We start from the raw sequence: 26,905 nt of genomic DNA on the forward strand, positions 1-26,905 counted from the left end.
TTATGGAGGTGTACCTAATGAAGTTAGGCGTTTTTATGGTTCTGTTCGGTGGAAAACCCTTGGAGGAAGCTCTCGACTATGTTGCTTCTAAAGGCTTAGAAGCTGTCGAAATTGGTACTGGGGGCTACCCTGGGAATGCGCACTGTAACCCGATTGAGCTGCTTGCTGATGCTGGGAAATTAAAAGCTTTTAAACATGCGGTAGAATCCCGTGGTTTGACGATTAGTGCATTAAGCGTTCACGGAAACCCGCTGCACCCGCAAAAACAAATTGCGAAAGAATTCCACGATGCTATTATACAAACGATTGATCTTGCTGAGCGCCTTGAAGTCCCTGTCGTTAACACCTTCTCAGGCTGCCCTGGCGACCACGAGGATGCCAAATATCCGAACTGGCCTGTAGCTCCATGGCCGAACGATTTCCAAGAGATTCTTGACTGGCAGTGGGGAAATAAAGTCATTCCTTACTGGACGGAAACAGGTAAATATGCCTCTGACCGTAATATCAAAATTGGCCTGGAACTGCACGGTGGATTCTCCGTACATACACCAGCTACCCTTCTCCGTCTGCGTGAAGCAGCTGGTGACGCGATTGGTGCCAACCTTGACCCGAGTCACATGTGGTGGCAAGGAATTGACCCTGTACAAGCCGTACAAATTCTCGGCCGCGCAGGAGCGATTCACCATTTCCACGCGAAAGACACATCCATGGATGTTAACAATGTAAACCGTTATGGTGTTACGGACATGCAGTCCTATGCAAACATGCTGGATCGTGCATGGCAGTTCCGCTCCGTTGGCTACGGTCATGACATGAAAGTATGGGCTGACATCATCAGCGCATTGCGTCTTGTCGGATACGACTATGTTGTGAGCATCGAGCACGAAGACGGACTGATGTCCGTTGAAGAAGGCTTCTCGAAAGCTGTTCAAAACCTTCAACAAGTTCTTATCAAAGAGCCGCTTGGAGAAATGTGGTGGGTATAAGCGGTTAGCCGCTCAGCCCCTCCCTAACCATAAAAAAAGCCCGCAGGCGCCGATGATCTTACGATCTTGGTCCTGTGGGCTTTTTATCTTGTGAAGCATGGGTTAGCTCTGAATTACCAGCCTGAGATCATGACATAATCCATAAGGCCGAATACGAGCAAGGAAACTACCGCGAATCCTAGGGCGAATAAGTTTTTTTTGGGAGACATCAATTGTCTGATGACTGCAATAGCAATAATCACAGTGAAAATCAAAACGTAAATATCAAAGCTGGTATACGTGCTTGTTGTTGCTGCTGCTTCTTCCGCGAATAACATGGTGAAACCTCCTTCTGATAACTCGGTGCAAGGCACACGTCCTGCTATTTTAATTCTATGTTAGCTTGATTGGACACTAGATGCAAGTGATTAGACGCATGTGTAACAAGTTTGTCACCTTTTGGTTAGATTAACCACCTTATGCGGAAAATATTACACCTTAAAGGTTAAAATGCCCTTCTTTTTACCCCTTTATAACAGCTCCTATTGAGTCAATATCAAAGAACCCGAATGTCTATGAAAGACATCCGGGTTTAGCTGACTATTATATGTATAGAACTACTTCCTACGCCATTAATCCATAAGCTGAAAGTGTGTCTTTATGCTCCTCGATTGGTATCGTTGGCTGATCCTTCAGCCCTATCTCTTTTTCCTGCCAGTCCAAAAAGCGAAATGGATCTATTCCTAAAGCAGATACAATCTCCTGTATGTCTAACGTCGGTTTCATAGCAATCCTCCATGAAGTAATAGATTTGTACAGCTTATATCTCTCGTTCCTGAATAGTCAGCTAGGTGTGTCGTGTTGCAATTACTATCTTAATTATAGGACTATTCACTTATTTTTTGATAGAGGGTTAAATTGTCGAATCCAATTAAGTATTAACAAAACCCATGGTAAATTAGTCGGAATTATGAAAATTCTGACGAATGAGCGCGGATAAGATTATTTTGGAAATAGCTGAGAGTCCAGCAAGAGATGAAACAGAACTATAGGGTCTTATTCGAGTAAAATAGTGTGATTTCATGCCTGAGGGGAACTACAGGCTCCTATTTAACGAAGAATCTATCAAATAATGCTTTGTTTGGTGTATTAGAGGAACAGAGTTCCGCCAACCATCCGGAAACATGGCTATTCCTAGAAATAACGGACCATAGTTCCCACTCAAAATTCGTCGCGATGCAACGTTAGCGAAAATATTCGTGACGCGTTCGGATATTGGAGGGCGATGCCCCTCCATCCAATAGAAAAAGGCCCCACGGCATTCATCCGTGAGACCTCGCTTCCATTCGGCCACTTAGCCGACCGATTCTTCCAACACTGCTAACCGCTTCGCATAGTTCTCCGAGCGCTCCCGATCCCGTTCAAGGATCGGCTTCAAGTACTGGCCGGTATAAGAGCCGGCCACCTTCACAACATCTTCCGGCGTACCGGAAGCCACGATCAGACCACCTCGGCTGCCGCCTTCAGGGCCTAGATCGATGAGGTGGTCCGCCGTCTTGATCACATCGAGGTTATGCTCGATGACAAGTACGGTTTCACCGCTCTCTACGAGGCGGTGAAGCACCTTCAGCAGACGATCGATATCGTGGATGTGAAGCCCAGTAGTGGGCTCATCCAAGATATAGATCGTCTTGCCTGTGCTGCGTCGGTACAGCTCCGCCGCGAGCTTCACGCGCTGGGCTTCGCCACCGGACAGCGTCGTTGCCGGTTGGCCAAGTGTCATGTAGCCCAACCCCACATCTAGAAGCGTCGTCAGCTTACGATGGATCCGCGGTAAGTTCTTGAAGAACTCACAGCCGTCCTCGATCGTCATCTCGAGCACTTCCGAAATGCTTTTGCCTTTATATTTCACTTCCATCGTCTCACGATTATATCGCTTGCCTTTGCATACTTCACAAGGCACGTAAACGTCTGGCAAGAAATGCATCTCGATCTTAATAATGCCATCTCCGCGACAAGCCTCACAACGGCCGCCCTTCACGTTAAAGCTGAAGCGTCCCTTCTTGTAGCCACGTACCTTGGCTTCATTCGTATTGGCGTACACATCACGGATGTCATCAAACACACCTGTATAGGTCGCTGGATTTGAACGAGGTGTGCGGCCAATCGGCGATTGGTCAATATCAATTACCTTATCGATATGCTCAAGCCCGATGATTTCTTTGTGTTCGCCAGGTCGTACCTTCGCTCCATTCAAATCGCGTGCCAGCGTTTTGAAGAGGATCTCATTAATTAATGTACTTTTACCGGAACCGGACACACCTGTTACGCAAGTAAATACGCCTAGAGGTACTTTAGCCGAAACATTGCGCAAATTGTTCTCTTTGGCCCCTTTAACTTCGATCCACTTGCCATTCGGCTTGCGGCGCGTTGCAGGAATCGGGATAAATTTCTTCCCGCTAAGGTACTGACCGGTAAGCGAGTTCTCGTCCGCCATAAGCTCTGTAGGCGTACCTTGAGCGATGACTTGCCCCCCGTGAATACCTGCACCGGGTCCGATATCGATAATGTAATCTGCTGCCATCATCGTGTCTTCATCATGTTCAACGACGATCAACGTATTACCTAGGTTACGCATATGTTCAAGCGTCTGAATTAGACGCGTATTATCCCGCTGATGCAGCCCAATGCTAGGCTCATCCAAAATATAAAGAACACCCATTAAGCTGGAGCCAATCTGCGTAGCGAGTCGAATACGCTGCGCCTCTCCCCCTGACAACGTGCCCGCTGCACGATGCATCGTTAAGTAGTCAAGACCAACATTCACTAGGAATCCTAGGCGTGCCCTGATTTCTTTGAGAATCAGGTTCGCAATGGTGAGGTCTCTCTCGTTCAGATCAAGCCCATTAAACCATTCTTCCGCATCTCCGATTGATAGTGATGTCGCGTGAGCAATGTTCTTGCCGTTGATTGTCACTGCAAGTGTTTCTGGCTTCAGACGCTGCCCTTTGCACTTCGGACAAGGCTTCGTGCTCATGTAAGTCTGGATATGCTCTCTGATGCCCTCAGAGAATGTATCTTTGAATCTGCGTTCCAGGTTGCGAATGATACCTTCAAATGGTACCAACGCTTCCTTCGTTGCTCCCATATCATTCTCGTAGCGGAAGCGGATCTTCTCTCCACCTGTCCCATAGAGAATGACTTTCATCTGCTCACTAGTAAGTTCCGATACGGAGACATCGCGAGGAATTGAATAATGCTCACAAACCGCTGCAAGAAACTGCGGATAATAGTTGGACGTGCTGCCGGCCCAAGCTTCGAACGCACCCTCTTCAATCGTCAGCTTCATATCCGGGACTAATAGTTCTGGGTCGACAATCATCTGGCTGCCCAGTCCATCACATTCCGGGCAAGCCCCGAACGGGGAGTTAAAGGAGAACATCCTTGGTGCCAGTTCTTCCACACTAAAACCACATTCTGGACAAGCCAGATTCTGACTGAACATCAGCTCTTCTTTATCGATAATGTCAACAATAACTCGTCCATTCGCGAGCTTAAGCGCTGTTTCTAAAGAGTCAGCAAGGCGTGTTTGCACATCCTCTTTGATGACAATGCGGTCAACAACAACATCAATTGTGTGCTTCTTATTCTTGTCGAGTTCAATCTTCTCAGAAAGATCGATAGTCTCTCCATTCACACGCACCCTTACGAAGCCCTGTTTCTGAACGTCGGTAAAAAGTTTCGTGTGTTCGCCTTTGCGTCCTGAAACAAGAGGAGCTAGAATCTGAAGTTTGGTGCGCTCCGGATACTCCATAATACGGTCTACCATCTGCTCTACGGTTTGGGATGTAATCTCTATGCCGTGCGTCGGACAATGCGGTCGCCCAATACGCGCATATAACAACCGTAAGTAGTCATAAATCTCCGTAACGGTTCCCACAGTGGAGCGCGGATTTCGGCTTGTTGTCTTCTGATCAATAGAAATAGCCGGTGATAGACCATCAATCGAATCTACATCCGGCTTATCCATGTTGCCTAGAAATTGTCTGGCGTATGCAGACAATGATTCAACGTATCTGCGCTGACCTTCGGCATAAATCGTATCAAAGGCCAACGACGACTTGCCCGAGCCGCTTAAGCCTGTTAGAACAACGAACTTATCGCGCGGAATCGTAACATCGATATTTTTTAGATTATGAGCTCTAGCTCCTTTAATGACGATTTGATCTCTAGACACGGTAACCTTCCTCTCCTATGTGAGGCTGAAGCCCTCTTAGGCTTCAGCTTTCATTTCCATAATAGCGTCACGCAGCTGTGCCGCCCGTTCGAACTGCAAATTCTTCGCAGCTTCTTTCATTTCGCCTTCCAAACGTTCGATCAAGGAAGCGCGGTCTTTCTTCGACATCTTCGCGCCCTTCACATCGGACAAGTAATCCGCCTTCTGTTCAGCTACCTTCGTAGCTTCGATGACATCGCGGATTTTCTTAGCGATCGTTTGCGGTGTGATCCCATTCTTCTCATTGTGAGCTTCCTGAATGCTGCGGCGGCGGCTCGTTTCACGAATAGCTTTCTCCATGGAGTCCGTAATCTTATCTCCATACATAATAACCCGGCCATCAGAGTTACGCGCTGCGCGTCCAATGGTTTGAATCAAGGAGCGCTCTGAACGCAGAAATCCTTCTTTGTCCGCATCCAAAATGGCAACAAGTGATACCTCCGGCAAATCAAGCCCTTCCCTGAGCAAATTAATCCCAATTAACACATGGAAGGTACCCAAACGCAAATCACGTAAAATTTGCATCCGCTCAAACGTTTTGATATCCGAATGCAAATATCGAACTTTAATACCGATTTCTTTGAAATAATCCGTCAAATCCTCTGACATTTTCTTCGTCAGTGTCGTAACGAGCACACGCTCGTCTTTCCGAATCCGATCATGAATCTCAGCAATCAAGTCATCGATTTGACCCTTCGTCGGTCTGACTTCAATAATTGGATCTAACAAGCCCGTAGGACGAATAATCTGCTGTGTCATTTGAGGGCAATGCTCTAATTCGTAAGGTCCCGGTGTTGCTGATATATATAAAATCTGATTAACTTTCTCCTCGAATTCCTCGAAGCGCAATGGACGATTATCCAGGGCAGAGGGCAAGCGGAAGCCGTGGTCAACCAGCACTTCTTTTCTAGCTCTATCTCCATTATACATAGCGCGAATTTGCGGCAACGACACATGAGACTCATCCACCATGAACAGCATGTCATCTGGGAAATAATCAATCAGCGTATACGGTGTTGCTCCGCGCTCACGGAATGTCAGTGGCCCTGAGTAATTCTCAATGCCTGAGCAGAAGCCCATCTCCTGCATCATTTCCATATCATAGCGCGTCCGCTGTTCCAGTCGCTGCGCTTCAAGCAGTTTGCCCTGCTCTTTCAGCTCGACAAGGCGCTCATCCAATTCCCGCTCAATGTTCACAAGCGCGCGTTTCATGGTATCCTCGTGCGTCACAAAGTGAGATGCTGGGAAAATCGCGATATGATCGCGTTCGCCGACAATCTCGCCCGTCAGAACATTGATCTCCGTGATCCGCTCGATTTCGTCACCGAACAATTCCACCCTAACCGCTTGTTCACCATGCGAAGCTGGGAAAATCTCAACAACATCCCCGCGTACGCGAAACGTCCCGCGGACAAAGTTCAAATCATTCCGTTGATATTGAATATCCACAAGCTTGTGTAATATCTCATTGCGTGATTTCTCCATCCCCACACGTAAAGAAAGCAGCAAATTGCCATACTCTATCGGCGAACCTAAGCCGTAAATACACGACACACTCGCAACGATAATAACGTCACGGCGCTCAAATAAGGAACTGGTCGCTGAGTGGCGAAGCTTGTCGATCTCTTCATTGATGCTGGAATCTTTCTCGATGTAGGTGTCGGAGGAGGCAATGTAGGCTTCTGGCTGGTAGTAATCATAGTAACTCACGAAATAGGAGACGGCGTTGTGGGGGAAAAACTCTTTAAATTCGCTGCACAGCTGTGCGGCCAATGTTTTATTGTGCGCAATAATCAAGGTAGGACGGTTCAACTTCGCAATAACTTGCGCGGCTGTGAACGTTTTCCCTGTTCCCGTAGCTCCTAGGAGCGTCTGATGTCTATTGCCGGCTTGAATACTTTGAACGATCTCTTCAATTGCTTGGGGTTGATCCCCTTGTGGAGCAAAATCAGAAACAAGCTCAAATTTCTTAGAGCTCTTAACAAGTTCACTCATCCATAATCACCTACACTTATTGGTAATAAATCGAACTTTTATCCTATTCATTTTCTTTTTGTAATTTCCGATAAAGAAAGTTATGGAACCTGTCGTACATATATGATGACAACATTTGGAATTCATCATAAGAATGTTTGTTCTGGTTTTCCCATTATACTCTTTTTAAATCTTTGATGCAAACGGCAATATCTGTTACAGCCTGAATCCCTCATCAAGAGAATCATAACACACTTTCATCAGGCAACTTGTAGGGCCCCCAATTCTTTTTATGCTAAATAGGAGTGGTACAGTCATGGATTTGACAACGGTTTTAGGTTTAGTCTTAGGTCTTGTAGGTTTGATTGGCGGTTACATGTGGGATGGCGGCCACATTAATTCTTTGATTATCCCGAGCGCCATGTTAATTGTTTTCGGCGGAACATTTGGAGCGGTAGCGGTCAGTTTCCCTCTTTCTATTCTGGCGAAGATCCCCAAAGCTCTGGGCATTGCATTCAAAGAAGTAAAGAGAAATCCAGCAGCTACAATTGAAGAATTAGTGGACATGGCTTCTATTGCACGAAGAGAAGGTGTACTTGCTCTCGAGCAGCGCGCTCAGGAGCATACCAATCCTTTCTTGAAAGACGGTTTGCTAATGGTTGTAGATGGAACTGATCCCGAATTAACCAGACAAATTCTCGAGCTTGAAATGGATGCAATTGAGCACCAGGTTGATAATATGGCCAAAATATTCGAAGCTGGAGGCGGCTATGCGCCAACGATGGGGATTATCGGAACCGTTATGGGACTGATTCACGTTCTCGGCAATCTTGAAGATCCCTCGAGTCTCGGCCCAGCCATCGCAGTTGCCTTCACAGCTACTCTATATGGTGTTATGAGCGCCAACTTAATCTATCTGCCGCTTGCGACCAAGATTAAAGTGCGCGGTAAAGAAATGGTTGCCGAAATGGAACTGATGCTTGAAGGTATTCTTGCCCTGCAAGCTGGTGAGAACCCGCAATTAATTAAGAAAAAACTGACTTCCTTCCTCCACGAGAAATCGTCCAAAAAAGCTCCAGTTGTAGAGGAGGAAGCCGATTATGGCGAGGAGAAGTAAGAAGCAAGAAGAGCACGTCAATCATGAAAGATGGCTCATTACCTATGCTGACTTAATCACCCTTCTGCTCGTTTTCTTCATTATTATGTATGCGATGAGTAAGGTCGATGTTCAAAAGTATGCCGTTCTGGCGCAAGTATTAAACCTGCAGTTCCAGAAAGCCGATTCTGTTTTGGACAAAGGAAAGGGAATCAGCGGCCAAATGACTCCGAAGCAGGGCGACTCAGACAGCAAAGACAAAGACTACACGAAGCAAAATCTTGATGATCAAAAGGAAGAAAAAGATAAAACAAAACCTGATGAGAACGAGAAAGAAAAGCGTGAGAAAGAACTTCAAGATCTTTTGAAGCAAGTACAAGCTTACATCAAGGATCAAAATCTGGAGGCGCAAGTATCCGCCAGTGATACAGAGCGCGGTGTAGCAATTACACTGAATGATCTGTTCTTATTTGATCTAGGAAAAGCAGATCTCAAAGGTGCGTCGGCCCCTATTCTGCAAAAGCTCGCTTCGCTCTTCCCGACGCTAAACAGTAAAGTAAGCATTGAAGGCCACACCGACGATTTACCACTTGCGACAGGCTCGCCCTTCAAGGATAACTGGGGACTCTCGTTCGCTCGTTCCCTCTCGGTGCTGCGCTATTTCAGTGATACAGCTAAGCTTGATGACAACAAATTCATAGCGACAGCCTATGCGGATACCATGCCCAAAGTTCCAAACGACAACGATGAAAACCGCAGCAAAAACCGCCGCGTTGAAATTATTGTTCTGCGCGATGGACTAAATCCAACCAATGTTCCCAAATAAGCGAAAGACCCTTCCTCTCAGCTAAGAGAGATAGGGTCTTCTTTTTTACATGGATTTCGTTGAATCATTCGTTAGCAAACCTGTTAATTTCCCGCGCAAATAGGAAAAAAGGTGCACCGGTCTATGCTCTGTGAAGTACAACGCATCCTGGTCCGGAGCTAAAATAATGCCTAATTGATGATGATCACCGTTATAAATCGCCCGTTGCAGAAAGCGGACCTCGCCTTCCTTATTCAACACTTCCAGCCTACAGAACGCGGAGTTGAGTCCCATAGCTAAATGCAAATCAGCTTTCGTTCTAATTTTGTGACCATTAATTTTATGAAGGATTTCACCAGTTTGAATCCCTATTTCCTGTGCAGGGCTTTTTGGAACAACAGACAACACCATGAGCCCTCGTGATGAATGGACATAGAAAGGAACTTGCTTCTCCTCTGTCCATTGATTATAGCGAATCAATCCCTCATGCAATACGATGCTTAGCAAGGCCCCCAGCAACACAATCACTGACCAGAAATGGGCAGCAACCGCGGCAGCCAGTAGGATAATGCCATAGAGATAGAGCAAGTTAGCACTTGCCCGTGCTTGCTTGCGTGGTAGTTTCGAGATCGTTAGCTCCGTGAATCCGATCATCGCCGGGAAGGCTAGCAAGGTCCATCCTGAGGCGAGGTTTGCACCAAACAATGTTACCCATGGTAGACTTAAATCGCTGCCACCCGTCATTGGGACTAACAAAAATAATGGTACTGGCCAGAAGCCTTGCAGTTGTTGGCCCCCAATGATTTGCCCGCGTTTCCCCTCGAGAAATAATGGTGTCGCCATGCGTACTCCTTGGAACTGAGTGAGCATCCCCTCTAGCAGATGAAGAACAGCAACAATGACCAGCAAAGAAGGAATGTCCGCACGTTCGACAGTTTCCAGCATAGGCACAGTCTCTCTCAGATTAGCCAAATCAGGAATCCATAACAAGATCACTTGAGCGACTCCCAGAATGCCTACAGCATAGGCCAAACAAAGGAATCTCACTCTGAGCAAGACGAGGATGACAGTAATGACCCACAATAAAATAACCACATCAAATTGCATGTTTACGCCGACGAACAGCAGCAGTACAGAGGCACACACACCGCCAATCCAGCCCCAAAAAACCGTTCTCCACGTCTCATTGAGCAAGGAATGCAACCGTGTATGAAATAACTTACGTTCCATTTGAATCTGCTTCCGGTAATGCAGCACAATAAATAAAACACCTATATAGTAGAAAGGATTCGCAAACAATTGCCCCACCGCGTGAAGCAGTCTGTCCAAGAGTTGAATCAGAACATCCATAACGATTCCGGTCTCCTCGATATAAAGAAAATAGGAAGGCTGCCGAAGCACCCTTCCTACTCTATTTCGACTGCGAGGGCTCATTTTCCTGCCTTGCGCTGCGAATTTCCAACATCTAGCTAATAATTATTTCCCAAGCTGCTTTTGAATTTGTCCAATTGCGGCTTTCAACTGTAAATCGTTCTTAGGCTCGCGAATTTGATCCAACAGCAGTTTCTCGATTTTGTTCGCGGTTTCTGTATCCACTTCACCGGTCATCGGCAAGCTGTTCGTCCGTTGGAAAGCCTTCACGGCTGTCGTTGTTTTCTCATTGAAATATCCATCTGAACGCTCCGGGTTAAAACCAAGCCCTGCCAGCATCAGTTGCAAATTCTTCACATCATCGCTCGTCATATCTTGTTTAAGAGAGACTTTCTTCGAAAGCGGTGCTGCTTTGAAATACGCTGGTTGTTCCACCGCAATGTCCGGTTGAATACCTGTCTTGTGAATCCAATTGCCGTTCGGCGTCAACCATTTGTACACGGTCATCTTGATATTGCTGCCGTCACCCATTTCCTTCTCGAAAGTGACTTGAACCGTCCCTTTCCCATAGGAAGTTTCTCCGATAATTTTACTTCCGACCGCTTCTTGGAAGGCACCTGCCAAAATCTCCGAGGCACTCGCGCTGCCTTTATTGATTAGTACCGTCACCGGATAATTCTTGCCCGTCCCCGTAGAAGGCGTTGGCTCCCGCTTGCCGTCCCGATTCTCCACTTGAACGATCGGCTTGCCGCTTTTCACGAAAGGATTGACTATGTCGACAACGACGTTCAGAAGACCGCCTGGGTCATTACGAACATCGATGACGAGTCCCTTCATCCCTTTGGCTTCAAGATTTTTCAGTTCTTCCGCAAAGCGCACTGCTGTATTCGAGGAGAACTGACGAATCTCAATTTTCCCGATTTGATCCTGCATCATTTCTCCGTAGACGGTTTCTACGTCAATATTATCGCGAACTACGATCACTTGAACCGGATCGCCAGCACCTTGTCGAAGAAGATCAAGCTTCGCTTGCGTTCCTTTCGGACCACGGATCTTCATGACCGCTTGGTTAAGCGTTAAGCCATCAAGCTTCTCGCCGTTCACAGAGACGATGACATCTTTGGACTGAATGCCCGCCTTTTCCGCAGGAGAGCCTTTAATTGGAGAAACGATGACGAATTTACCTTCTTCAATTGAAACCTCTGCCCCTATGCCTTGAAAAGAGGACGTAATACTTTCATCAAATTGCTTCGCTTCCTTCTGATCCATATAGACCGTGAATGGATCTTCCAAGGATTCCAGCATGCCGTTGATCGCGCCGTTAACGAGCTTATCATGATCCGGCTGTTTCAAATATTTACTTTCGATCAGTTGAAAGGTTGTTGAGATCTTACTCAAATCCTTGCTCGACAATCCTGCCGAAGATCCTGTAGAGGCGGCTGCACTACCCGCTGGCTGCTCACTACGCCCCCATGTGAAGGCTGGATCTACTATCGTCAATGTAACAATACTGCTTGCAAACATAGCTAACAAAACAAAAACGATCACCGTGCGTCCTTTGAATTGCAAAGCGTGATTCACCACCTTTTTCCTAAAACCCATATGGGTTCGCTTGTTTGTAGTATATGACAAGCTCTTCCCGTTTTATAACCAAGTTGTCCTATCGCAAGAACGGTTTAGGATCAGTCGGAGTTTCATTCAGCCTAACCTCGAAATGTAAATGGTTCCCTGTCGATTGTCCTGTTGAGCCAACACCAGCAATCTTCTGCCCACGTTTGACAGTATCGCCGACTTTGACATAAATGCCATCATTCATAATATGCCCATATAGCGACCACAAACCATTGCCGTGATCGACGATAACGCAGTTACCGTAGCCGTTCATCCACGAAGCATAAATAACAGAGCCGTTCTCCGCTGCTAGAATGCTTGTCCCTTTTGGAGCGCCTAAATCAATGCCTTTATGATTCTCTGCTCTACCTGTAACTGGGTTAATCCGGTTAACAAAATCTGAGGTAAGCGGCGCTTGCGCTGCCAAAGGATAGCCTAGCTTGCCTCCAGCGTACGTAAAGGGAGACTTCGCTTTGCTCGCAGCACGTTTCTTCGCCTGAAGATCCGCCTCTTGCTTCGCTAATTGCGTAATTAACTTATCGCTCTCTTCCGAAATATCTTCGAGAGTCTTCTCTTGCTTCGTGAGGGAAGCAATTTTGACTTCTTTCGCTTTTTCCTTCGCCTGCAGATCGTCTCTCAGGGCATCGGCATCGACATATAGCTTTTTGACCTTCTCGAGCTGCTGCTCTGTCTCTACCTTCTTCTGAGCGACAACCTCTTTATCTTTCTTATTCGCCTCTAGCACGACTTTATCTTGATTTACAATAGATTTCAAAGCTTCAATTCGGTTCAAGAAATCAGAAAAACTAGTAGCACTCAGAACCACATCCATGTAGGAAACAAAACCGTTCATATACATTAAACGCACGCGGGATTTCAGCATTTGATCGCGACTTTCTACTCGCGCTATCGCCTCATCCAACTTCTTGCCGTTTTCCTCTAAGTCATCGGAAACTTGATCAATTTGCTCATTCAACAGCGTGAGCTTTTTGCTAGCCTCATTCACTTGTTGAACAAGTGTATTCATATCCTTGGTGGCTTGGTCCTTCTCCGTATGCACTTTATCTATTTGATTCTCGGCGTCTTGCGCCTTCTGCTGAGCTTCTGCCTTCTGCTTCTTAAGTTGAGTCAACTGCTGATCGATCTTATCCGTTGTGGATGCGGCATAACCCGCGAATGGAACTGCTAGCGAAGCAGCAATCCCAAGTGACATCACCAAGGGTAGAATCTTCTTCTTCAAGCACGTAGCCTCCTCATCATTAACAACCTGATGCTTATTTGGACTTCATCACAAGACTCTTACTCTCTCAATCTCTTATCTCTCAATCTTTGAATCTATGAAAAAAAATAAAAGCTTTAAAACCCGGCTTTCAGCCGAGAGGGTTGGACGAAAATGGGAGTAGGAGGAACGGAGTGTAGCGAGCTACATGAGTACCGGACTACCCCATTTTCATTCAAGATTCGATGCCGAGTAAGCTACCAAGAATAACTTCGTTATCAAAGTCGGCTTTTAAAGCCTCCTTACTAGACGCAAAGGAACTTGCGGACGGAGATTAGGGATCCCCAGACACCGATGACGATGCCAATACCTAACAACAAAGCAATCATCGTAGGAGCAATCTGCTCGAAAGGCGTCAATTCAATCATCAATAAATTTAGGTTTAAAGAACTTAGGTTCAGCAACTTCCAGTATCCTCCGAGGATAATTAAGGCAGGAATTAGAGAACCCACGAATCCGAGTAAAGCTCCTTCTATAAAAAACGGCCAACGAATAAACGAATTCGTCGCTCCAACCATTTTCATAATTGAAATTTCTTTGCGACGGGCTAAAATCGTAATTTTAATCGTGTTGGCAATCAAGAAAACCGCCGTAAAGGAGAGTAAAATCACAATCCCAAAGCCGACCCAACGAACAATTTGCGTTACTTTGAATAAAGCTTCAACCGTCCCTTTGCCGTAATTCACTTTATAAATGGGTTTTGGATCTTTGCCTGTGTTAATCGCGCTGATCTGATCCGCTACCACGGCTACATTTCTGGGATCATCCACTTCAACCGTGAATGCATCATTCAACGGATTATTTTCACCTTCAAAACCATCAAGCAAAGCCTTGCCGCTTTCCCCTAGCTTTTGACGCAAATAGACAAGTCCCTCTTCTTTCGAGACGAACTTGATCGTTTTGACACCTTGTATACCTTGAATTTGGGCCTGGAGTTCCGTGATTTGATCCTGAGGTGTGTTAACCTCTAAGTACACGTTAATTTCAACTTGATCCTCAATTTGGCTGGCAATATCATTTACATTCAATGTTATCAGCACGAATATACCTAAAATGAATAACGAGATGGCGATCGAACTGATCGATGCAAACGTCATCCAACCGTTCCTGACAACATTCCGCGTACCTTCCCGCAAGTGCCGGGAGAATGTACTAATCTTCATAGCCGTATTCCCCCCGTAACTGGTCACGAGCAATAAGGCCATTCTCGATTGCAATGACTCTTTTACGCATCGTATTTACGATTTCTTTGTTATGCGTAGCCATGACGATTGTCGTACCCCGGAAGTTAATTTCCTCCATCAGCTTCATAATTCCCCATGATGTGTCAGGGTCGAGATTACCTGTCGGTTCATCAGCGATAATGACGGATGGATTGTTGATTATTGCCCGGGCAATGGCCACACGCTGCTGCTCACCACCGGATAATTGGGAGGGGAGGGAACCCGCTTTGTCCTTCAACTTCACAAGTTCAAGCACTTCCATTGTGCGCTTCTTAATCTGTTTCTTCGGTGCTTCAATCACTTCCATAGCAAAAGCGACATTGTCGAAAATGGTCAGTTTCGGCAGCAAGCGATAATCTTGGAAAATAACTCCGATATTTCGACGTAAATAGGGTATTTTACGCTGTTTCAGCTTCTCTAAATTGAAGCCATTCACGAAAATCTGGCCCTTAGTCGGTCTTTCTTCTCTATACATCAATTTCATAAATGTCGATTTACCAGCCCCGGAAGGTCCGACAACATAGACAAACTCGTTGCGGTCTACTTTTACATTAATCCCTCTCAATGCATGAGTACCGTTGGAGTACGTTTTCCATACGTCCTGCATTTCGATCACAATATCACATCCTAGTATAGGGATCCTTGAGCGGAGCCCAAAGTCTCTCTGCTGTACAGACAGCTTTAAGGAGTTCGACACGAAAGCGGAAATTCCTTCTAAAACCGTTCAAAATTCCTGTTGTTTACTGTCATTATATCATGATTTGTACACATTTAAGGGTTGCAAGGTTTTAGTAATAAATTGATCAAGAGGAAGATACATATGGTAGTACAGGCTTTCACTCATTCGTATGTAAAGGAGCCGCTGTACATGCCACCCCTCATCAGAAAAGTAACCTTCTATACGACGATCACTATAGGACTACTTAGCTCAATTAGCATCGCACTATACTTGTATGGTTCTCAGAGCACATTGCCTCCGAAATTCACGGTTGCCGGCTGGCGCGTCGGCGGCATGCCTTACGATACGTTCGAGCAGCAATACGAGGAGAGGCTTGAACGGCTTTCTGCTTTTCCCATTCAATTGCAGACTTCTTATCCGGACATCGCCAATCGGCAATTGACCCTTGGACAGTTAGGCGTTGAATATCATGACGATGCTCTCACTCAATCTATGGCTCAGTTGTTCAAAGCCTCACCCTTTCAGCGGATCAAAGCTCGCTGGGAGCTTCGTCAGGCTGATATTCCGCTTGAGGTTACCGTGAATGACGAGCAGTTGAGCGCCGCGGTCAAAGAAGCCTGGAAGGATCTTTACAATCAGCAGCCAGCACCTGCCAAGCGAATCGTGACCTCTCAGGACACGCTTAATTATGAACCGGAACACAAAGTACTCCGCATCGATACCATACATTTGGGGGAACATTTGCAAGAAGTCGCACCCTCTATTTCCTATATTTACAATGCTGCTCCAGTTCGGTTGACGCTTCCCTTGTACGAGCAAGGTCCCACAGTGACCGTGGCAACCTTAAAACAGCAAGGTATTGATCGCAAAATCTCAGAGTTTACTACCACATTTCCCGCTTCTGGCGAAGGGCGCATTCACAATATTCGATCCACAGCCGCGTCCATTCAAGATTTGCTCATGGCTCCAGGAGAAACGTTCGATTACAGCAAAATCATTGCACAGACAGAAACCCAGTTTGGCTATAAAGAAGCACCGGTTATCCTTAATGGCAAGCTCGTTCCTGGTATTGGCGGTGGTATATGCCAAGTATCGACAACCTTGTACAATGCTGTTCTGCGAAGTGGACTCGCTATTGTTGAGCGTCGTAACCACTCTCTGCCCGTCAGTTATGTCACGCTCGGACAAGATGCGACTTTCGCCAATGGCTACATCAATTTCAAATTTCGCAACAATACCGACGCCTATTTATTGATTCGAACTGTCACAACGGATCGCGACGTAACCGTCAAGCTGTTCGGGCACATGTCTCCCTCGATATCCTATGACATAGAATCCAACATCATAGAAACCATTCAACCGCCTATTAAATACCTGCATAACACAACGCTAGCTCCAGGAGCTACTCGGCCAATCAGCAAAGGTAAAGCAGGATATAAAGTTGAAACCTATCGGATCAAAAGAGAAAACGGCGTTTTCGTCAGCAAAGAACTCGTCTCGAAGGATCAGTATTCTCCTGTACCAACCTTAGTCGCCTCTAACCGAGGTGATATCAAACCGGAATTAGGCGACACCCCCGAGTCACCTCAGCCTATTTTGGAAGACGGCGTCAAAGGGCCTTCCTTCCGGTAAGCTTTGTGACTATTTTAAGTCATGAAACGTGTAAAATATGTAAAGGTCATGTGACTGTAGTTACTAGGTCATTATGACTTTTTTTTATTATGATAAGAATACGCAATACGAGATAAGGAGGATTGACGATGAGCAAAATCGATTATTTCAAAGAACTAAACTATCGACTGCGCGGACTTCCAGAGAAGGAGCGCCAAAATATATTATCTGTCTACGAGGAATTGTTCCAAAAAGCGGTTGAGAACGGCAAGCACGAGGATGAGGTGGCACAGTCGCTAGGTTATCCGCGGGTTCCTAACTGGGATGCTCAGAAAGATGTATCAAATACCAGCAATTCAGAGCCCGCAAAAAGTGCCAAACAGGAGCCAGCTCCTCAACCTGCTCAATCTGTTCAAGCGCCTATAGCACCACAAGCGCCTCCAACGCCTAAAGCTCCTCCAGCACCTAAAGCTCCACCACTAGAGAAAACATATACGAGACCCGAGCCGGCAGCGGTACCTAAACAGGCGCCAGAAGCTGGGGGCTATACCCCTCCACCTTACACGCCGCCTCCTCATGGGAATCCATACTATGCGCAGCAACCTCCCTACCCCTATCCGGCTAGGCAGGAAACAGGACTTAAGGCGATTATCGTCAGCATTGCGCTGGGATTTTTCAATCTCCTGTTCGTTGTCGGTCCATGGTTCGGCATCTTGGCAGCGTTAATTGCGCTATTTGCATCGGGCTTTGCGCTAATCGTCGCTCCAATCGCCGGTATGCTTGGCAGCTTTATGGAACACGTCGGCAGCGATCTGCAGTTCATTGGGTTTACTATGCTAGCTTGCTTCGGTTTAGGAGTCATTCTTACGACGCTCAGTACCTGGCTGCTCAAAATGTTTTTCAAACTCAGCTGGACGTACATTCAATTCAACGCCAAATTAATTAAGGGGGCTTAAGCCGTGAAAAGCAGATATAAATTTTTCTTACTAACTGGCTTTACCTGCCTGGCAGTTGGACTCATCGGTGCGGCTGTTTCCTTCAAAAGTTTAGATCTGAATGCAGGGATCTCCAATATTAATATCGAGAAGAAGATTGCAGCGGCAAATATCGACACCCTCATCCTTCAAAATAATGACTCGAGTATCACGTTCGTCCCAACAAACGGCGATGAAATTAAGGTACGCTTAGTCGGTACGATGCGAGAAACTACTGCTAACGAGTGCACGGTAGACGCAGCTACAGAAGGAAACAATGTATGGCGCGTTGATGTTTGCACAAAAGAAAATGATCATATTAATTTTGGTTTTGATATTACCGAGATCAAAAATTGGATCGCCGGCCGCGGCTTTGGGCTCAAAACCGAGGTCTCTCTGCCGGATAAAATGTACAAAGCCATCACCGTTACTTCGGATACAGGTAATATCAACTTCAACGATCTCAAATCTGAGAAGCTAACAGTCAGCACGGATACAGGTAACATTTCACTTGACCGCTATGAAGGCAAGCAATTAAATCTCCAAGCAGATACAGGGAATATTCACATACAAGAAGGGCAAGGAGATATCAAGATCAAGACAGATACAGGTGGCATTACGGCAAAATTGAGCGATATAGGCAATTCAGTTTCCCTTGAATCCGACACAGGCAGTGTCCGCCTAACGTTAGAGCCAACGCCTAAGAATGTCAGCTTCGATCTAAGCGCCGATACGGGCAGCGCTAATTTGGAAGTGCCTGGTCTCACTGTAGATCGTGAAGACCACCACACGGCCAAAGGCACCCTCGGAGACGGTAGCAAAAAAGTGAAAATCCGTGTCGATACCGGATACATCTCGGTCACTGGCAGATAAACGATAGATAAACGGCAAAAAGCCTTCAATTCCATCCAATCGGATGGCGTTGAAGGCTTTTTTATATAAGGAAACTTATTTGCTTTTCTCTAAATACGTTTGCAACCACTCATTGGACTGTGTCAACACCTGCTCAGCACGAGCAATGGCTTCCAACACTTGATTACTTGCCGTTCCGCCGTAAACATTACGTGCATTAACGACTTGCTCAGGCTGCAGCACAGCATAAATATCGGACTCGAACAGCGTTGAGAATGTTTTGAACTCCTCGATGCTCATGTCGAGCAAATATTTCTTGTTCTGGATGCAGTACAGCACCGTTTTGCCGATGACTTCGTGCGCTTGACGGAATGGCAGCCCCTTGTTTACAAGGTAATCTGCGATATCCGTTGCATTCGAGAAGTCTTGGTTTACGGCTTGTCTCATACGATCCGTGTTCACTTTCATGGTAGCGACCATTGGAGCGAACAGTTGAAGCGCGCCTTGCAGCGTACGAACCGTATCGAACATGCCTTCCTTATCCTCCTGCATGTCCTTGTTGTACGCCAGCGGCAGCGACTTCAGCACGGTCATCAGACCGAACAAGTTGCCGTAGACGCGGCCAGTTTTGCCACGGACGAGCTCCGCCACGTCCGGATTTTTCTTCTGCGGCATGATGGAGCTGCCGGTACAGAAAGCATCATCGAGTTCAACGAACGCGAACTCGGTGGAAGACCAGAGCACCATTTCCTCGCTGAAACGAGAAAGGTGCATCATGATCATGGACGCGTTAGAGAGGAACTCCAGGATGAAATCGCGGTCGCTGACCGCATCCAGGGAGTTCTCGTACACGCGTCCGAACCCGAGCTGCTCCGCCACGAAATGGCGGTCGATCGGGAACGTCGTGCCGGCCAGCGCCCCAGCGCCTAGCGGCAGGATGTCTACGCGCTTGTAGCTGTCCTGCAAGCGCTCAAGATCGCGCTGAAACATGCTGACATAAGCCATCATGTGATGTGCGAACAGAATCGGCTGCGCACGCTGAAGATGCGTATATCCTGGGATGATCGTATCGATGTTTTTCTTCGCTTGATCAAGAAGAGCTTCCTGCAGCTTGATAAGGTGTCCAACAAACTCAACTACCCGTTTACGCAGGTATAGATGCATGTCTGTTGCCACCTGATCATTACGGCTGCGGCCGGTATGCAGCTTGCCGCCAACAGGACCGATCAAATCGATCAGCGTCTTCTCGATATTCATGTGAATATCTTCATTTTGAATCGTGTATTCCAGCTCGCCGCGGCGAATCATGCCTTGAACCGCATAGAGGCCATCCTTGATTTTCTCAACATCATCCGCTGGAAGAATGCCGCACTTCCCAAGCATCGTCACGTGGGCTAAGCTGCCTTGAATATCTTCCTCGGCCAGCTCTTTATCAAACGTGATTGATGCTGTATATTCTTCAACCAATTGGTCGGTTTGCTTCGTAAATCTTCCACCCCAAAGCTTTGACACGTGCATCCACTCCTCTCTATTTTACAGCCCAAAGGCTTTCCACGAGGGAAAGCCCGGATTCACAGCCTATGTTAACTTACTTCTTAGCGTTTTGTTCAACACCTGAAGATACTTTCAAACGAAGAGCATTCAAGTGAATGAAGCCAGTCGCATCGCCTTGATCGTAAGCTTTGGTTGGATCAGCTTCCATCGTCGCGATATCCGGATTGTACAAGGATACTGGACTTTTCACGCCAGCTCCGATTACGTTGCCTTTGTACAATTTCAAGCGAACTGTACCGGATACGTTCTTTTGGCTTTCGCCAACAAGCGCTTGAATCGCCAAACGCTCAGGAGCGAACCAGAAGCCATTGTAGACAAGGCTTGCATATTTGGAGATCAGGGAATCACGAAGGTGCATGACATCGCGGTCCATCGTTAGGGATTCCATTTTGCGGTGAGCCGTGAACAGGATCGTGCCGCCCGGAGTTTCGTACACGCCGCGGCTCTTCATGCCGACGAAACGGTTTTCTACCATATCTACACGGCCAATACCATGCTTGCCGCCAATTTCATTCAATGTTTCCATAACTTGAAGCGGCGTCAGTTTCGCACCGTTGATGGCTACGCAGTCGCCTTTGTCAAACTCAAGTTCGATGTATTCAGCTTGATCTGGTGCATCTTCCGGAGCAACGCTTAGGACGTACATCCCTTTGTTGTCGTCAGCTGCTGCATCGAACCAAGGATCTTCCAGCATGCCGCTCTCAAAAGAGATATGCAGCAGGTTGCGATCCGTCGAATACGGCTTCGCAGCGGATGCTGTTACTGGAATGCCATGCTTCTCGGCATACGCGATCATTTCTGCGCGGCCTGGGAACTGCTCGCGGAATTCTTCCAAACGCCAAGGCGCGATAACAGACAGCTCAGGCGCCAACGCCGCAGCTGTTAGTTCGAAGCGCACTTGGTCATTCCCTTTGCCGGTTGCGCCATGCGCAATCGCTGTAGCGCCTTCTGCGCGAGCGATTTCAACCATGCGCTTCGCGATCAAAGGACGCGCAATGCTCGTGCCGAGCAAGTATTGCCCTTCATACAAAGCCGCTGCTTGAAACATCGGGTTGATGAAATCCTTCGCGAACTCGTCACGCAGGTCGTCGATGTAGATTTTGGATGCGCCGGTTTGAAGCGCTTTTTCCTCCAGACCGTCCAACTCGTCTTTTTGCCCAATATCCGCTGTAAAAGCAATAATTTCGGCGTCGTAAGTCTCCTTGAGCCATTTCAAAATAACCGATGTATCCAATCCGCCGGAATAAGCGAGAACGATTTTTTCCTTAGCCATGTCTACTAATCTCTCCGTTTCCTAAATCTATTTATTATATCATGGTCGCGGCCATAATAGCCTTTTGCGCATGAAGACGATTCTCTGCTTGGTCGAAAATAATCGAATGTGCGCCGTCAATGACGCCCTCGCTCACTTCTTCCCCACGGTGTGCAGGCAAGCAATGCATGAACAAGTAATCCGATTTCGCATATTTCACTAGATCTTCGTTGATTTGGTAGTTTTTGAACGCAATCTCCCGCTGCTGTTGCTCAGCCTCGAAGCCCATGCTCGCCCATACATCCGTGTAGACGATGTCCGCATTCTCAATCGCTTCACGAGGGTCGCGTGTCAGAAGTACGCTGCCGCCGTAATGCGCAGCATTCTCCTTGGAATTCTGAATAACCTCTTGGTCAGGGTCATAGCCTTCAGGCGAAGCAATCGCGAAGTCCATCCCTAATTTGCTTGCACCTACCATTAAGGAATGCACCATGTTGTTGCCGTCCCCAATGTAAGCCACTTTGATGCCTTTTAGACGGCCCTTTTTCTCAAGAACAGTCTGGTAATCCGCCATAACCTGGCAAGGATGGGCATAATCCGTCAGTCCGTTAATAACCGGAACCGTCGCTCCACGTGCAAGATCAATCACCTTACGGTGTTCGTACGTACGAATCATAATGCCATCGAGGTAACGGGACAGCGTTTGTGCGGTATCCCAAACCGTTTCACCGCGTCCAAGCTGCAGGTCGTTTTTGCTCAAAAATAAAGCCTGACCTCCCAGTTGGTACATCCCCACTTCAAAGGAAACACGTGTACGCGTCGAGGATTTCTCAAAAACCATCCCGAGCGTCTTGCCGGCAAGCACCGCATGCGGTTCTCTAGCCTTTTGCTTCCGCTTAAGCTCAATCCCGTAGTGAATTAAGTATTCGATTTCTTCCGGTGTATAGTCAGCCAAAGCAAGGAAATCTTTGCCCTTTAACTGGGCAGCCATTTCTTCTTGTAAGGTAGTTGTCATTTCATTCAACCTCTCTCCTGTTACTTCACTAGATGCTGCTGATTGTCGATGCTTTCTCTGCAAGGACAGCGCACAGTATATCCAGCCCTTGATCCAAATCTTCTTGCGGTATATTTAAGGCCGGCACTAAACGAATAACGTTCGGCCCAGCTGGAATAACGAGCACGCCTCTTTTATGAATTTCACTAATCATTTCACTTGCAGGCTGCGTGCACTCAATTCCGATCAAAAGCCCGATACCGCGAATTTTCGCGATCAACGGATTGCCAGCAAGCTTACTTTCCAGTGTCTTGATCGTATACTCGCCTAACTCCGCTGCGCGCTCTGGCAGCTTTTGTGCAAGAATCGTATCCACAGCCGCAAAGCCTGCAGCCGTCGCTATCGGTGTTCCGCCAAATGTCGAACCATGACTGCCAGCATTAAATCCTTCAGCAAGGAAAGCTTTGCCCAGCATAGCGCCAATCGGGAACCCGCCGCCCAAACCTTTGGCCAATGTAAAAATGTCAGGCTCCACACCATAGTGCTCGTAAGCAAAAAGCTTGCCCGTACGCCCTACACCCGTTTGGATTTCATCCGCTATCAAAAGCAGGCCTTCTTGTTTGCACAGCTCTGCCAATTGTTTCACGAACTCCGGTTCAGCCGGCAATACGCCGCCTTCCCCTTGTACCATTTCCAGCATGATAGCACATGTTTTGTCATTCACAAGACTGCGCACAGCCTCGATATCGTTATATGGTGCATAAACAAAGCCTTCAGGAAGCGGATGGAAGCCCTCCTTCACTTTCTCTTGACCCGTAGCGGTCAATGTTGCCAGCGTGCGTCCGTGGAACGACATGTTGAACGTAATAATCTCGTACCGACCATTGTTCAGCACCTTTTGGTTGTAGCGACGCGCCAACTTGATTGCGGCTTCATTCGCTTCTGCTCCTGTGGAACAGAAAAACACAGCATCCGCACAGCTGTTATCCGTAAGTAAAGAAGCTAGCTTTTCCTGATTCGGAATATGGAAAAGGTTGCTTACATGCCATAGCTGATCAAGCTGTTGAACAAGCTGCTCCTTCACTTCTTTGGGCGCATGTCCGAGGCTCGCTACCGCAATTCCGCTCATCAAATCGATGTACTCCTTGCCTGTATCGTCCCATAGTCGGCTGCCCTCCCCCTTCACCAGTGTAATTGGATATCTGGCGTACGTTGGAAAGAGCGAGCTTTTACCCGTTTCACTCATGTACATTCCCTCCTTATAGTGTTATCGTACAATTCTTGTACCGATTCCCGTGCCCTTCAGCACTTTGCTAAGCACATTCGGCTCCGCTCCGTTCACAATCACAACTTCCTGCACCTTGCCTTGAATGCAAGCGATCGCTGCGCGAACCTTCGGAATCATACCGCCGTAAATGTCTCCACTCGCAATCATCTCTTCAATTTCTGCAACACTCACAACCGGCAGCACCTGTTTCTCGCCATCTACGGTCTTCATGATGCCAGGTACATCTGTCACGACAACCATTTGTTCCACGCCAAGGTGGGAGGCTACGGCGCCTGCTGCTGTATCCGCATTAATATTGTAACGCTGTCCGCCATCTTCACCAAGCCCAACCGGTGCAATAACTGGAATGTAGCCCATGTTCACGATGCCTCGAATCAGTTCGGCATTCACTCTCGTCACATCGCCGACTAAACCCACTTCATGGCTGTTCGCAACTGGCCTCGCCTCAATCAAGTGTCCATCCACACCGGACAAACCAAGTGCTGCTGCTCCTGTTAACTGAATGCGGCGTACGATCTCTTTGTTGATCTGTCCGGAAAGAACCATTTCTACAACGTCTAGCACAGCTTCGGTTGTCACCCGCAGACCGTTCACGAAACCAGACTCGATGCCTAGCTTCCCAAGCGTTTCGGAAATGGCGGGGCCGCCACCGTGCACGATAACCGTTACGATGCCTTCCTCCTGAAGTTGACGCATATCTTCAAAAAAGCTGGCAGGCAGCGCCGCAAGCGTACTGCCTCCGCATTTCATCACAAAGCAATTGTTCTTCACTGCGTTCGTTCCCCTTTGCTTCCTTATGTGCGGTAAGCCGCATTGATTCGCACATAATCATATGTCAAATCGCAGCCCCAGCCCGTTGCCTTGCCGGTGCCCATATGTAAATTCACATGAATTTGAATGGTATCTGTTTTCAGATACGCCAGCGCTGCTTCCTCATCGAACTTCACTGGACGTGATTGCTCAAGCACTGCGATATCGCCCAAGCGAATATCGACCGTGTTCACATTCACCGGTTGTCCCGAATAACCGACGGCTGCAATGATCCGGCCCCAGTTCGCGTCAGCGCCATAAACAGCGGACTTCACAAGGCTCGATCCAATGATCGACTTCACGATCTTACGAGCCGCTTCGTCGCTCTCTGCGCCGATAACCGTCGTCTCGATCAGCTTCGTCGCTCCCTCGCCATCGCGTGCAATCGCTTTGGCCAGATACTCGCCAACGTATTGAAAACCTGCTGCGAATGCTTCCCAATCCGGATGCTCCGGAGTTAACGTCTCGCCGCCAGCCAAACCGCTAGCCATCACCACGACCATATCGTTGGTGGAGGTATCTCCGTCAACGGTGATCATGTTGAAGGTATTATCTGTAATCCTGCTAAGCAGCTGCTGCAGGTATTCGCTCTCGATCGGTGCATCGGTTGTCATGAAACCGAGCATTGTCGCCATGTTCGGGTGAATCATCCCCGAACCTTTCGCAGCCCCGGCAATGTGAACCTCTTTGCCGCCCACTACAAGACGGACACACGTCATCTTCTGCACGAGATCCGTTGTCAGGATCGCTTGGCAGAAGTCTTCGCCTCCGTCTTCTTTCACGCGCTGCGGCAGCTGTTCGATGCCCGCAAGCACCTTGCCCATCGGCAGAAGCTCGCCGATTACGCCTGTGCTCGTCACGCCGACTTGATGCTCAGCTACGCCTAGCGCCTTCGCGCTGGCTGCACGCATCGCGTACGCGTCGTCTTCGCCTTGCTGCCCTGTGCATGCGTTGGCGTTGCCGCTGTTCACGATCATGGCTTGGAGCTTGCCGCCTTGAGCAATGCTCTCTTGCGTTACGCGCAGCGGTGCAGCTTGAAACGCGTTCAGCGTGTACACGCCTGCAGCCGCTGCTGGCACGTCACATACGATAGCGCCTAAGTCAAAGCGCTCAGTCTTCTTTAAACCACAGTGCAGGCCGCCTGCACGAAAGCCTTTCGGTGTCGTTACTGTGCCCTCAGGCACCACCGTGAAACTAACTGTATCCAACATCCTCGTCTCCTCACATGTCCCGCTTCTTATGGATATACCGGTGCAAAAAGCAATCCGGTCGTTTCTTCCCAACCGTACATCAAGTTCAAGTTTTGAATGGCCTGCCCGGCAGCGCCTTTCACGACATTATCAATAACGGAAACAATCGTTACACGACCCGTCCGCTCATCCACGGAAAAACCAATGTCACAGTAATTAGAACCGGATACTTCCTTCGTCGAAGGGAACTTGCCTTCTTGACGAATACGCACAAACTTCCGGCCTTCATAGAATTGACGATAGAGTTCAATAAAATCTGCAGCCGTATGCTCACCATTCACTGTAGCGTACATTGTGGACATAATCCCGCGTGTCATCGGCACAAGATGTGTCGTGAATGTCGTCACTACTGGCTTACCCGCTACACGACTGAGCGCTTGCTCAATTTCAGGAATATGCTGGTGTTTATTCACTTTATACACGTTTAAATTCTCATTTACTTCCGCGTAATGCACACCTAGACTAACACCGCGTCCTGCACCGGAAACGCCTGATTTCGCATCAATGATGATCGTAGACGGATCAATCCAACCTGCTTTCACTGCTGGGATCAGTCCCAGAAGCGTTGCTGTTGGGTAACAACCAGGATTCGCGATCAAGTCGCTGCCCTTCACTTCATCCCCGAATACTTCGGACAGAGCATAGATCGACTTCGCCAAGATTTCCTCGGAAGCCGGTTTCTTTTTGTACCATTTTTCATAATCGCTGCTTGATTTCAATCTTAAATCCCCAGAAATATCAATAACCTTCAGGCCAGCAGCCAAAAGTTTCGGTGAAAGCTCTGCACTTACGCCCGCAGGTGTTGCGAGGAACACGACATCAGCTTTGCTTGCGATCAGATCCACATCAAGTTCATCTAGAATATCAACAACCACTTCTTGCAAATGCGGAAAATGATCAGCAAGCGGAGCTCCCGCGTTCGACGTCGAGATGACCGAAGTGATCTTCACAAGAGGATGCGCCTGCAAAAGACGAATAACCTCCGCGCCACCGTACCCTGTTGCCCCAATAATAGCCGCTCTAACGATATGACTCATATGA

The 26,905-nt window shown here is 47.6% G+C and carries 22 protein-coding genes; 6 read left to right on the top strand and 16 right to left on the bottom strand.

Annotation, left to right across the window (positions count from 1 at the left end):
- Positions 1–17: 17 nt before the first annotated feature.
- Positions 18–986, top strand: a complete 969-nt coding sequence (locus GQF01_RS27010; RefSeq protein ID WP_161410060.1) for a sugar phosphate isomerase/epimerase family protein — start codon at positions 18–20, stop codon at positions 984–986.
- Positions 987–1,099: 113 nt separating this feature from the next.
- On the opposite strand, the gene GQF01_RS27015 is transcribed toward GQF01_RS27010, so the two are convergent.
- The 4 genes from GQF01_RS27015 to uvrB form a co-directional block, all read right to left on the bottom strand.
- The gene (locus tag GQF01_RS27015; protein WP_161410061.1) at positions 1,100–1,303 is read right to left on the bottom strand and encodes a DUF2759 family protein; all 204 of its coding nucleotides are present in this window, start codon (positions 1,301–1,303) and stop codon (positions 1,100–1,102) included.
- A 286-nt stretch (positions 1,304–1,589) separates the two neighbouring features.
- Positions 1,590–1,751: a hypothetical protein gene (locus GQF01_RS27020; protein WP_161410062.1), complete on the bottom strand. Its 162-nt coding sequence runs from the start codon at positions 1,749–1,751 to the stop codon at positions 1,590–1,592.
- Between the two features lie 568 nt (positions 1,752–2,319).
- Positions 2,320–5,202, bottom strand: a complete 2,883-nt coding sequence (gene uvrA / locus GQF01_RS27025; protein ID WP_161410063.1) for an excinuclease ABC subunit UvrA — start codon at positions 5,200–5,202, stop codon at positions 2,320–2,322.
- Between the two features lie 36 nt (positions 5,203–5,238).
- A complete protein-coding gene (uvrB, locus tag GQF01_RS27030) occupies positions 5,239–7,236 on the bottom strand; it encodes an excinuclease ABC subunit UvrB (protein WP_161410064.1) in 1,998 nt (665 codons plus the stop codon).
- 295 nt (positions 7,237–7,531) lie between these two features.
- On the opposite strand from uvrB, the gene GQF01_RS27035 reads away from it, so the two are divergent.
- On the top strand, positions 7,532–8,332 hold the full coding sequence (locus GQF01_RS27035) for a flagellar motor protein (RefSeq protein ID WP_161410065.1): 801 nt from the start codon (positions 7,532–7,534) through the stop codon (positions 8,330–8,332).
- Positions 8,316–9,137: an OmpA/MotB family protein gene (locus GQF01_RS27040; RefSeq protein ID WP_161410066.1), complete on the top strand. Its 822-nt coding sequence runs from the start codon at positions 8,316–8,318 to the stop codon at positions 9,135–9,137. The genes GQF01_RS27035 and GQF01_RS27040 overlap by 17 nt, the downstream gene beginning before the upstream one ends.
- A gap of 45 nt (positions 9,138–9,182) precedes the next feature.
- On the opposite strand, the gene GQF01_RS27045 is transcribed toward GQF01_RS27040, so the two are convergent.
- The 5 genes from GQF01_RS27045 to ftsE all read right to left on the bottom strand — a co-directional run bounded on the left by GQF01_RS27045 (position 9,183) and on the right by ftsE (position 15,216).
- Entirely contained in the window at positions 9,183–10,466 is a 1,284-nt protein-coding gene (locus tag GQF01_RS27045) for a PDZ domain-containing protein (RefSeq protein ID WP_161410067.1), read from the bottom strand.
- Positions 10,467–10,592: 126 nt separating this feature from the next.
- Positions 10,593–12,056 (bottom strand): S41 family peptidase, encoded by a 1,464-nt coding sequence (locus GQF01_RS27050; protein ID WP_161410106.1) that lies wholly within the window; start codon positions 12,054–12,056, stop codon positions 10,593–10,595.
- 91 nt (positions 12,057–12,147) lie between these two features.
- Positions 12,148–13,338 carry a murein hydrolase activator EnvC family protein gene (locus GQF01_RS27055; protein ID WP_161410068.1) on the bottom strand — a complete coding sequence of 397 codons (1,191 nt, stop codon included), beginning with the start codon at positions 13,336–13,338 and terminating at the stop codon, positions 12,148–12,150.
- A gap of 284 nt (positions 13,339–13,622) precedes the next feature.
- Positions 13,623–14,540 carry a permease-like cell division protein FtsX gene (ftsX, locus tag GQF01_RS27060; protein ID WP_161410069.1) on the bottom strand — a complete coding sequence of 306 codons (918 nt, stop codon included), beginning with the start codon at positions 14,538–14,540 and terminating at the stop codon, positions 13,623–13,625.
- Positions 14,530–15,216 (bottom strand): cell division ATP-binding protein FtsE, encoded by a 687-nt coding sequence (gene ftsE / locus GQF01_RS27065; RefSeq protein ID WP_161410070.1) that lies wholly within the window; start codon positions 15,214–15,216, stop codon positions 14,530–14,532. Before ftsE ends, ftsX begins: the two co-directional genes overlap by 11 nt.
- Before the next feature lie 252 nt (positions 15,217–15,468).
- On the opposite strand from ftsE, the gene GQF01_RS27070 reads away from it, so the two are divergent.
- From GQF01_RS27070 to GQF01_RS27080, 3 genes are all read left to right on the top strand, one after another.
- Positions 15,469–16,911: a VanW family protein gene (locus GQF01_RS27070; RefSeq protein WP_161410071.1), complete on the top strand. Its 1,443-nt coding sequence runs from the start codon at positions 15,469–15,471 to the stop codon at positions 16,909–16,911.
- A 128-nt stretch (positions 16,912–17,039) separates the two neighbouring features.
- A complete protein-coding gene (locus tag GQF01_RS27075) occupies positions 17,040–17,846 on the top strand; it encodes a DUF1700 domain-containing protein (protein ID WP_161410072.1) in 807 nt (268 codons plus the stop codon).
- 3 nt (positions 17,847–17,849) lie between these two features.
- Positions 17,850–18,737, top strand: a complete 888-nt coding sequence (locus GQF01_RS27080) for a DUF4097 family beta strand repeat-containing protein (RefSeq protein ID WP_161410073.1) — start codon at positions 17,850–17,852, stop codon at positions 18,735–18,737.
- 75 nt (positions 18,738–18,812) lie between these two features.
- On the opposite strand, the gene argH is transcribed toward GQF01_RS27080, so the two are convergent.
- From argH to argC, 7 genes are all read right to left on the bottom strand, one after another.
- Positions 18,813–20,228: an argininosuccinate lyase gene (argH, locus tag GQF01_RS27085; RefSeq protein WP_161410074.1), complete on the bottom strand. Its 1,416-nt coding sequence runs from the start codon at positions 20,226–20,228 to the stop codon at positions 18,813–18,815.
- A 76-nt stretch (positions 20,229–20,304) separates the two neighbouring features.
- Positions 20,305–21,543 carry an argininosuccinate synthase gene (locus tag GQF01_RS27090; protein WP_161410075.1) on the bottom strand — a complete coding sequence of 413 codons (1,239 nt, stop codon included), beginning with the start codon at positions 21,541–21,543 and terminating at the stop codon, positions 20,305–20,307.
- A 34-nt stretch (positions 21,544–21,577) separates the two neighbouring features.
- A complete protein-coding gene (argF, locus tag GQF01_RS27095; protein ID WP_161410076.1) occupies positions 21,578–22,537 on the bottom strand; it encodes an ornithine carbamoyltransferase in 960 nt (319 codons plus the stop codon).
- Positions 22,538–22,565: 28 nt separating this feature from the next.
- Positions 22,566–23,762, bottom strand: a complete 1,197-nt coding sequence (locus GQF01_RS27100) for an acetylornithine transaminase (protein WP_161410077.1) — start codon at positions 23,760–23,762, stop codon at positions 22,566–22,568.
- A 21-nt stretch (positions 23,763–23,783) separates the two neighbouring features.
- Positions 23,784–24,554 (bottom strand): acetylglutamate kinase, encoded by a 771-nt coding sequence (gene argB, locus GQF01_RS27105; RefSeq protein ID WP_161410107.1) that lies wholly within the window; start codon positions 24,552–24,554, stop codon positions 23,784–23,786.
- Positions 24,555–24,598: 44 nt separating this feature from the next.
- Positions 24,599–25,822 carry a bifunctional glutamate N-acetyltransferase/amino-acid acetyltransferase ArgJ gene (gene argJ / locus GQF01_RS27110; protein ID WP_407945427.1) on the bottom strand — a complete coding sequence of 408 codons (1,224 nt, stop codon included), beginning with the start codon at positions 25,820–25,822 and terminating at the stop codon, positions 24,599–24,601.
- A gap of 29 nt (positions 25,823–25,851) precedes the next feature.
- On the bottom strand, positions 25,852–26,901 hold the full coding sequence (argC, locus tag GQF01_RS27115) for an N-acetyl-gamma-glutamyl-phosphate reductase (RefSeq protein ID WP_161410079.1): 1,050 nt from the start codon (positions 26,899–26,901) through the stop codon (positions 25,852–25,854).
- Between the last annotated feature and the right edge of the window lie 4 nt (positions 26,902–26,905).

The sequence above is a fragment of the Paenibacillus silvestris genome (genome assembly GCF_009882985.1).
Taxonomy (GTDB): Bacteria; Bacillota; Bacilli; order Paenibacillales; family NBRC-103111; genus Paenibacillus_E; species Paenibacillus_E silvestris.

What these genes read in the sequence shown, in the direction of transcription:
- GQF01_RS27010 (WP_161410060.1), top strand. Translation starts at nt 18, where the DNA reads ATGAAGTTAGGCGTTTTTATGGTTCTGTTCGGTGGAAAACCCTTGGAG.
- GQF01_RS27035 (WP_161410065.1), top strand. Translation starts at nt 7,532, where the DNA reads ATGGATTTGACAACGGTTTTAGGTTTAGTCTTAGGTCTTGTAGGTTTG.
- GQF01_RS27070 (WP_161410071.1), top strand. Translation starts at nt 15,469, where the DNA reads ATGCCACCCCTCATCAGAAAAGTAACCTTCTATACGACGATCACTATA.
- uvrB (WP_161410064.1), bottom strand. Translation starts at nt 7,236, where the DNA reads ATGAGTGAACTTGTTAAGAGCTCTAAGAAATTTGAGCTTGTTTCTGAT.
- GQF01_RS27100 (WP_161410077.1), bottom strand. Translation starts at nt 23,762, where the DNA reads ATGAGTGAAACGGGTAAAAGCTCGCTCTTTCCAACGTACGCCAGATAT.
- GQF01_RS27020 (WP_161410062.1), bottom strand. Translation starts at nt 1,751, where the DNA reads ATGAAACCGACGTTAGACATACAGGAGATTGTATCTGCTTTAGGAATA.
- GQF01_RS27090 (WP_161410075.1), bottom strand. Translation starts at nt 21,543, where the DNA reads ATGGCTAAGGAAAAAATCGTTCTCGCTTATTCCGGCGGATTGGATACA.
- GQF01_RS27040 (WP_161410066.1), top strand. Translation starts at nt 8,316, where the DNA reads ATGGCGAGGAGAAGTAAGAAGCAAGAAGAGCACGTCAATCATGAAAGA.
- ftsX (WP_161410069.1), bottom strand. Translation starts at nt 14,540, where the DNA reads ATGAAGATTAGTACATTCTCCCGGCACTTGCGGGAAGGTACGCGGAAT.
- argC (WP_161410079.1), bottom strand. Translation starts at nt 26,901, where the DNA reads ATGAGTCATATCGTTAGAGCGGCTATTATTGGGGCAACAGGGTACGGT.
- GQF01_RS27075 (WP_161410072.1), top strand. Translation starts at nt 17,040, where the DNA reads ATGAGCAAAATCGATTATTTCAAAGAACTAAACTATCGACTGCGCGGA.
- GQF01_RS27045 (WP_161410067.1), bottom strand. Translation starts at nt 10,466, where the DNA reads ATGGATGTTCTGATTCAACTCTTGGACAGACTGCTTCACGCGGTGGGG.
- argB (WP_161410107.1), bottom strand. Translation starts at nt 24,554, where the DNA reads ATGAAATGCGGAGGCAGTACGCTTGCGGCGCTGCCTGCCAGCTTTTTT.
- argF (WP_161410076.1), bottom strand. Translation starts at nt 22,537, where the DNA reads ATGACAACTACCTTACAAGAAGAAATGGCTGCCCAGTTAAAGGGCAAA.
- GQF01_RS27015 (WP_161410061.1), bottom strand. Translation starts at nt 1,303, where the DNA reads ATGTTATTCGCGGAAGAAGCAGCAGCAACAACAAGCACGTATACCAGC.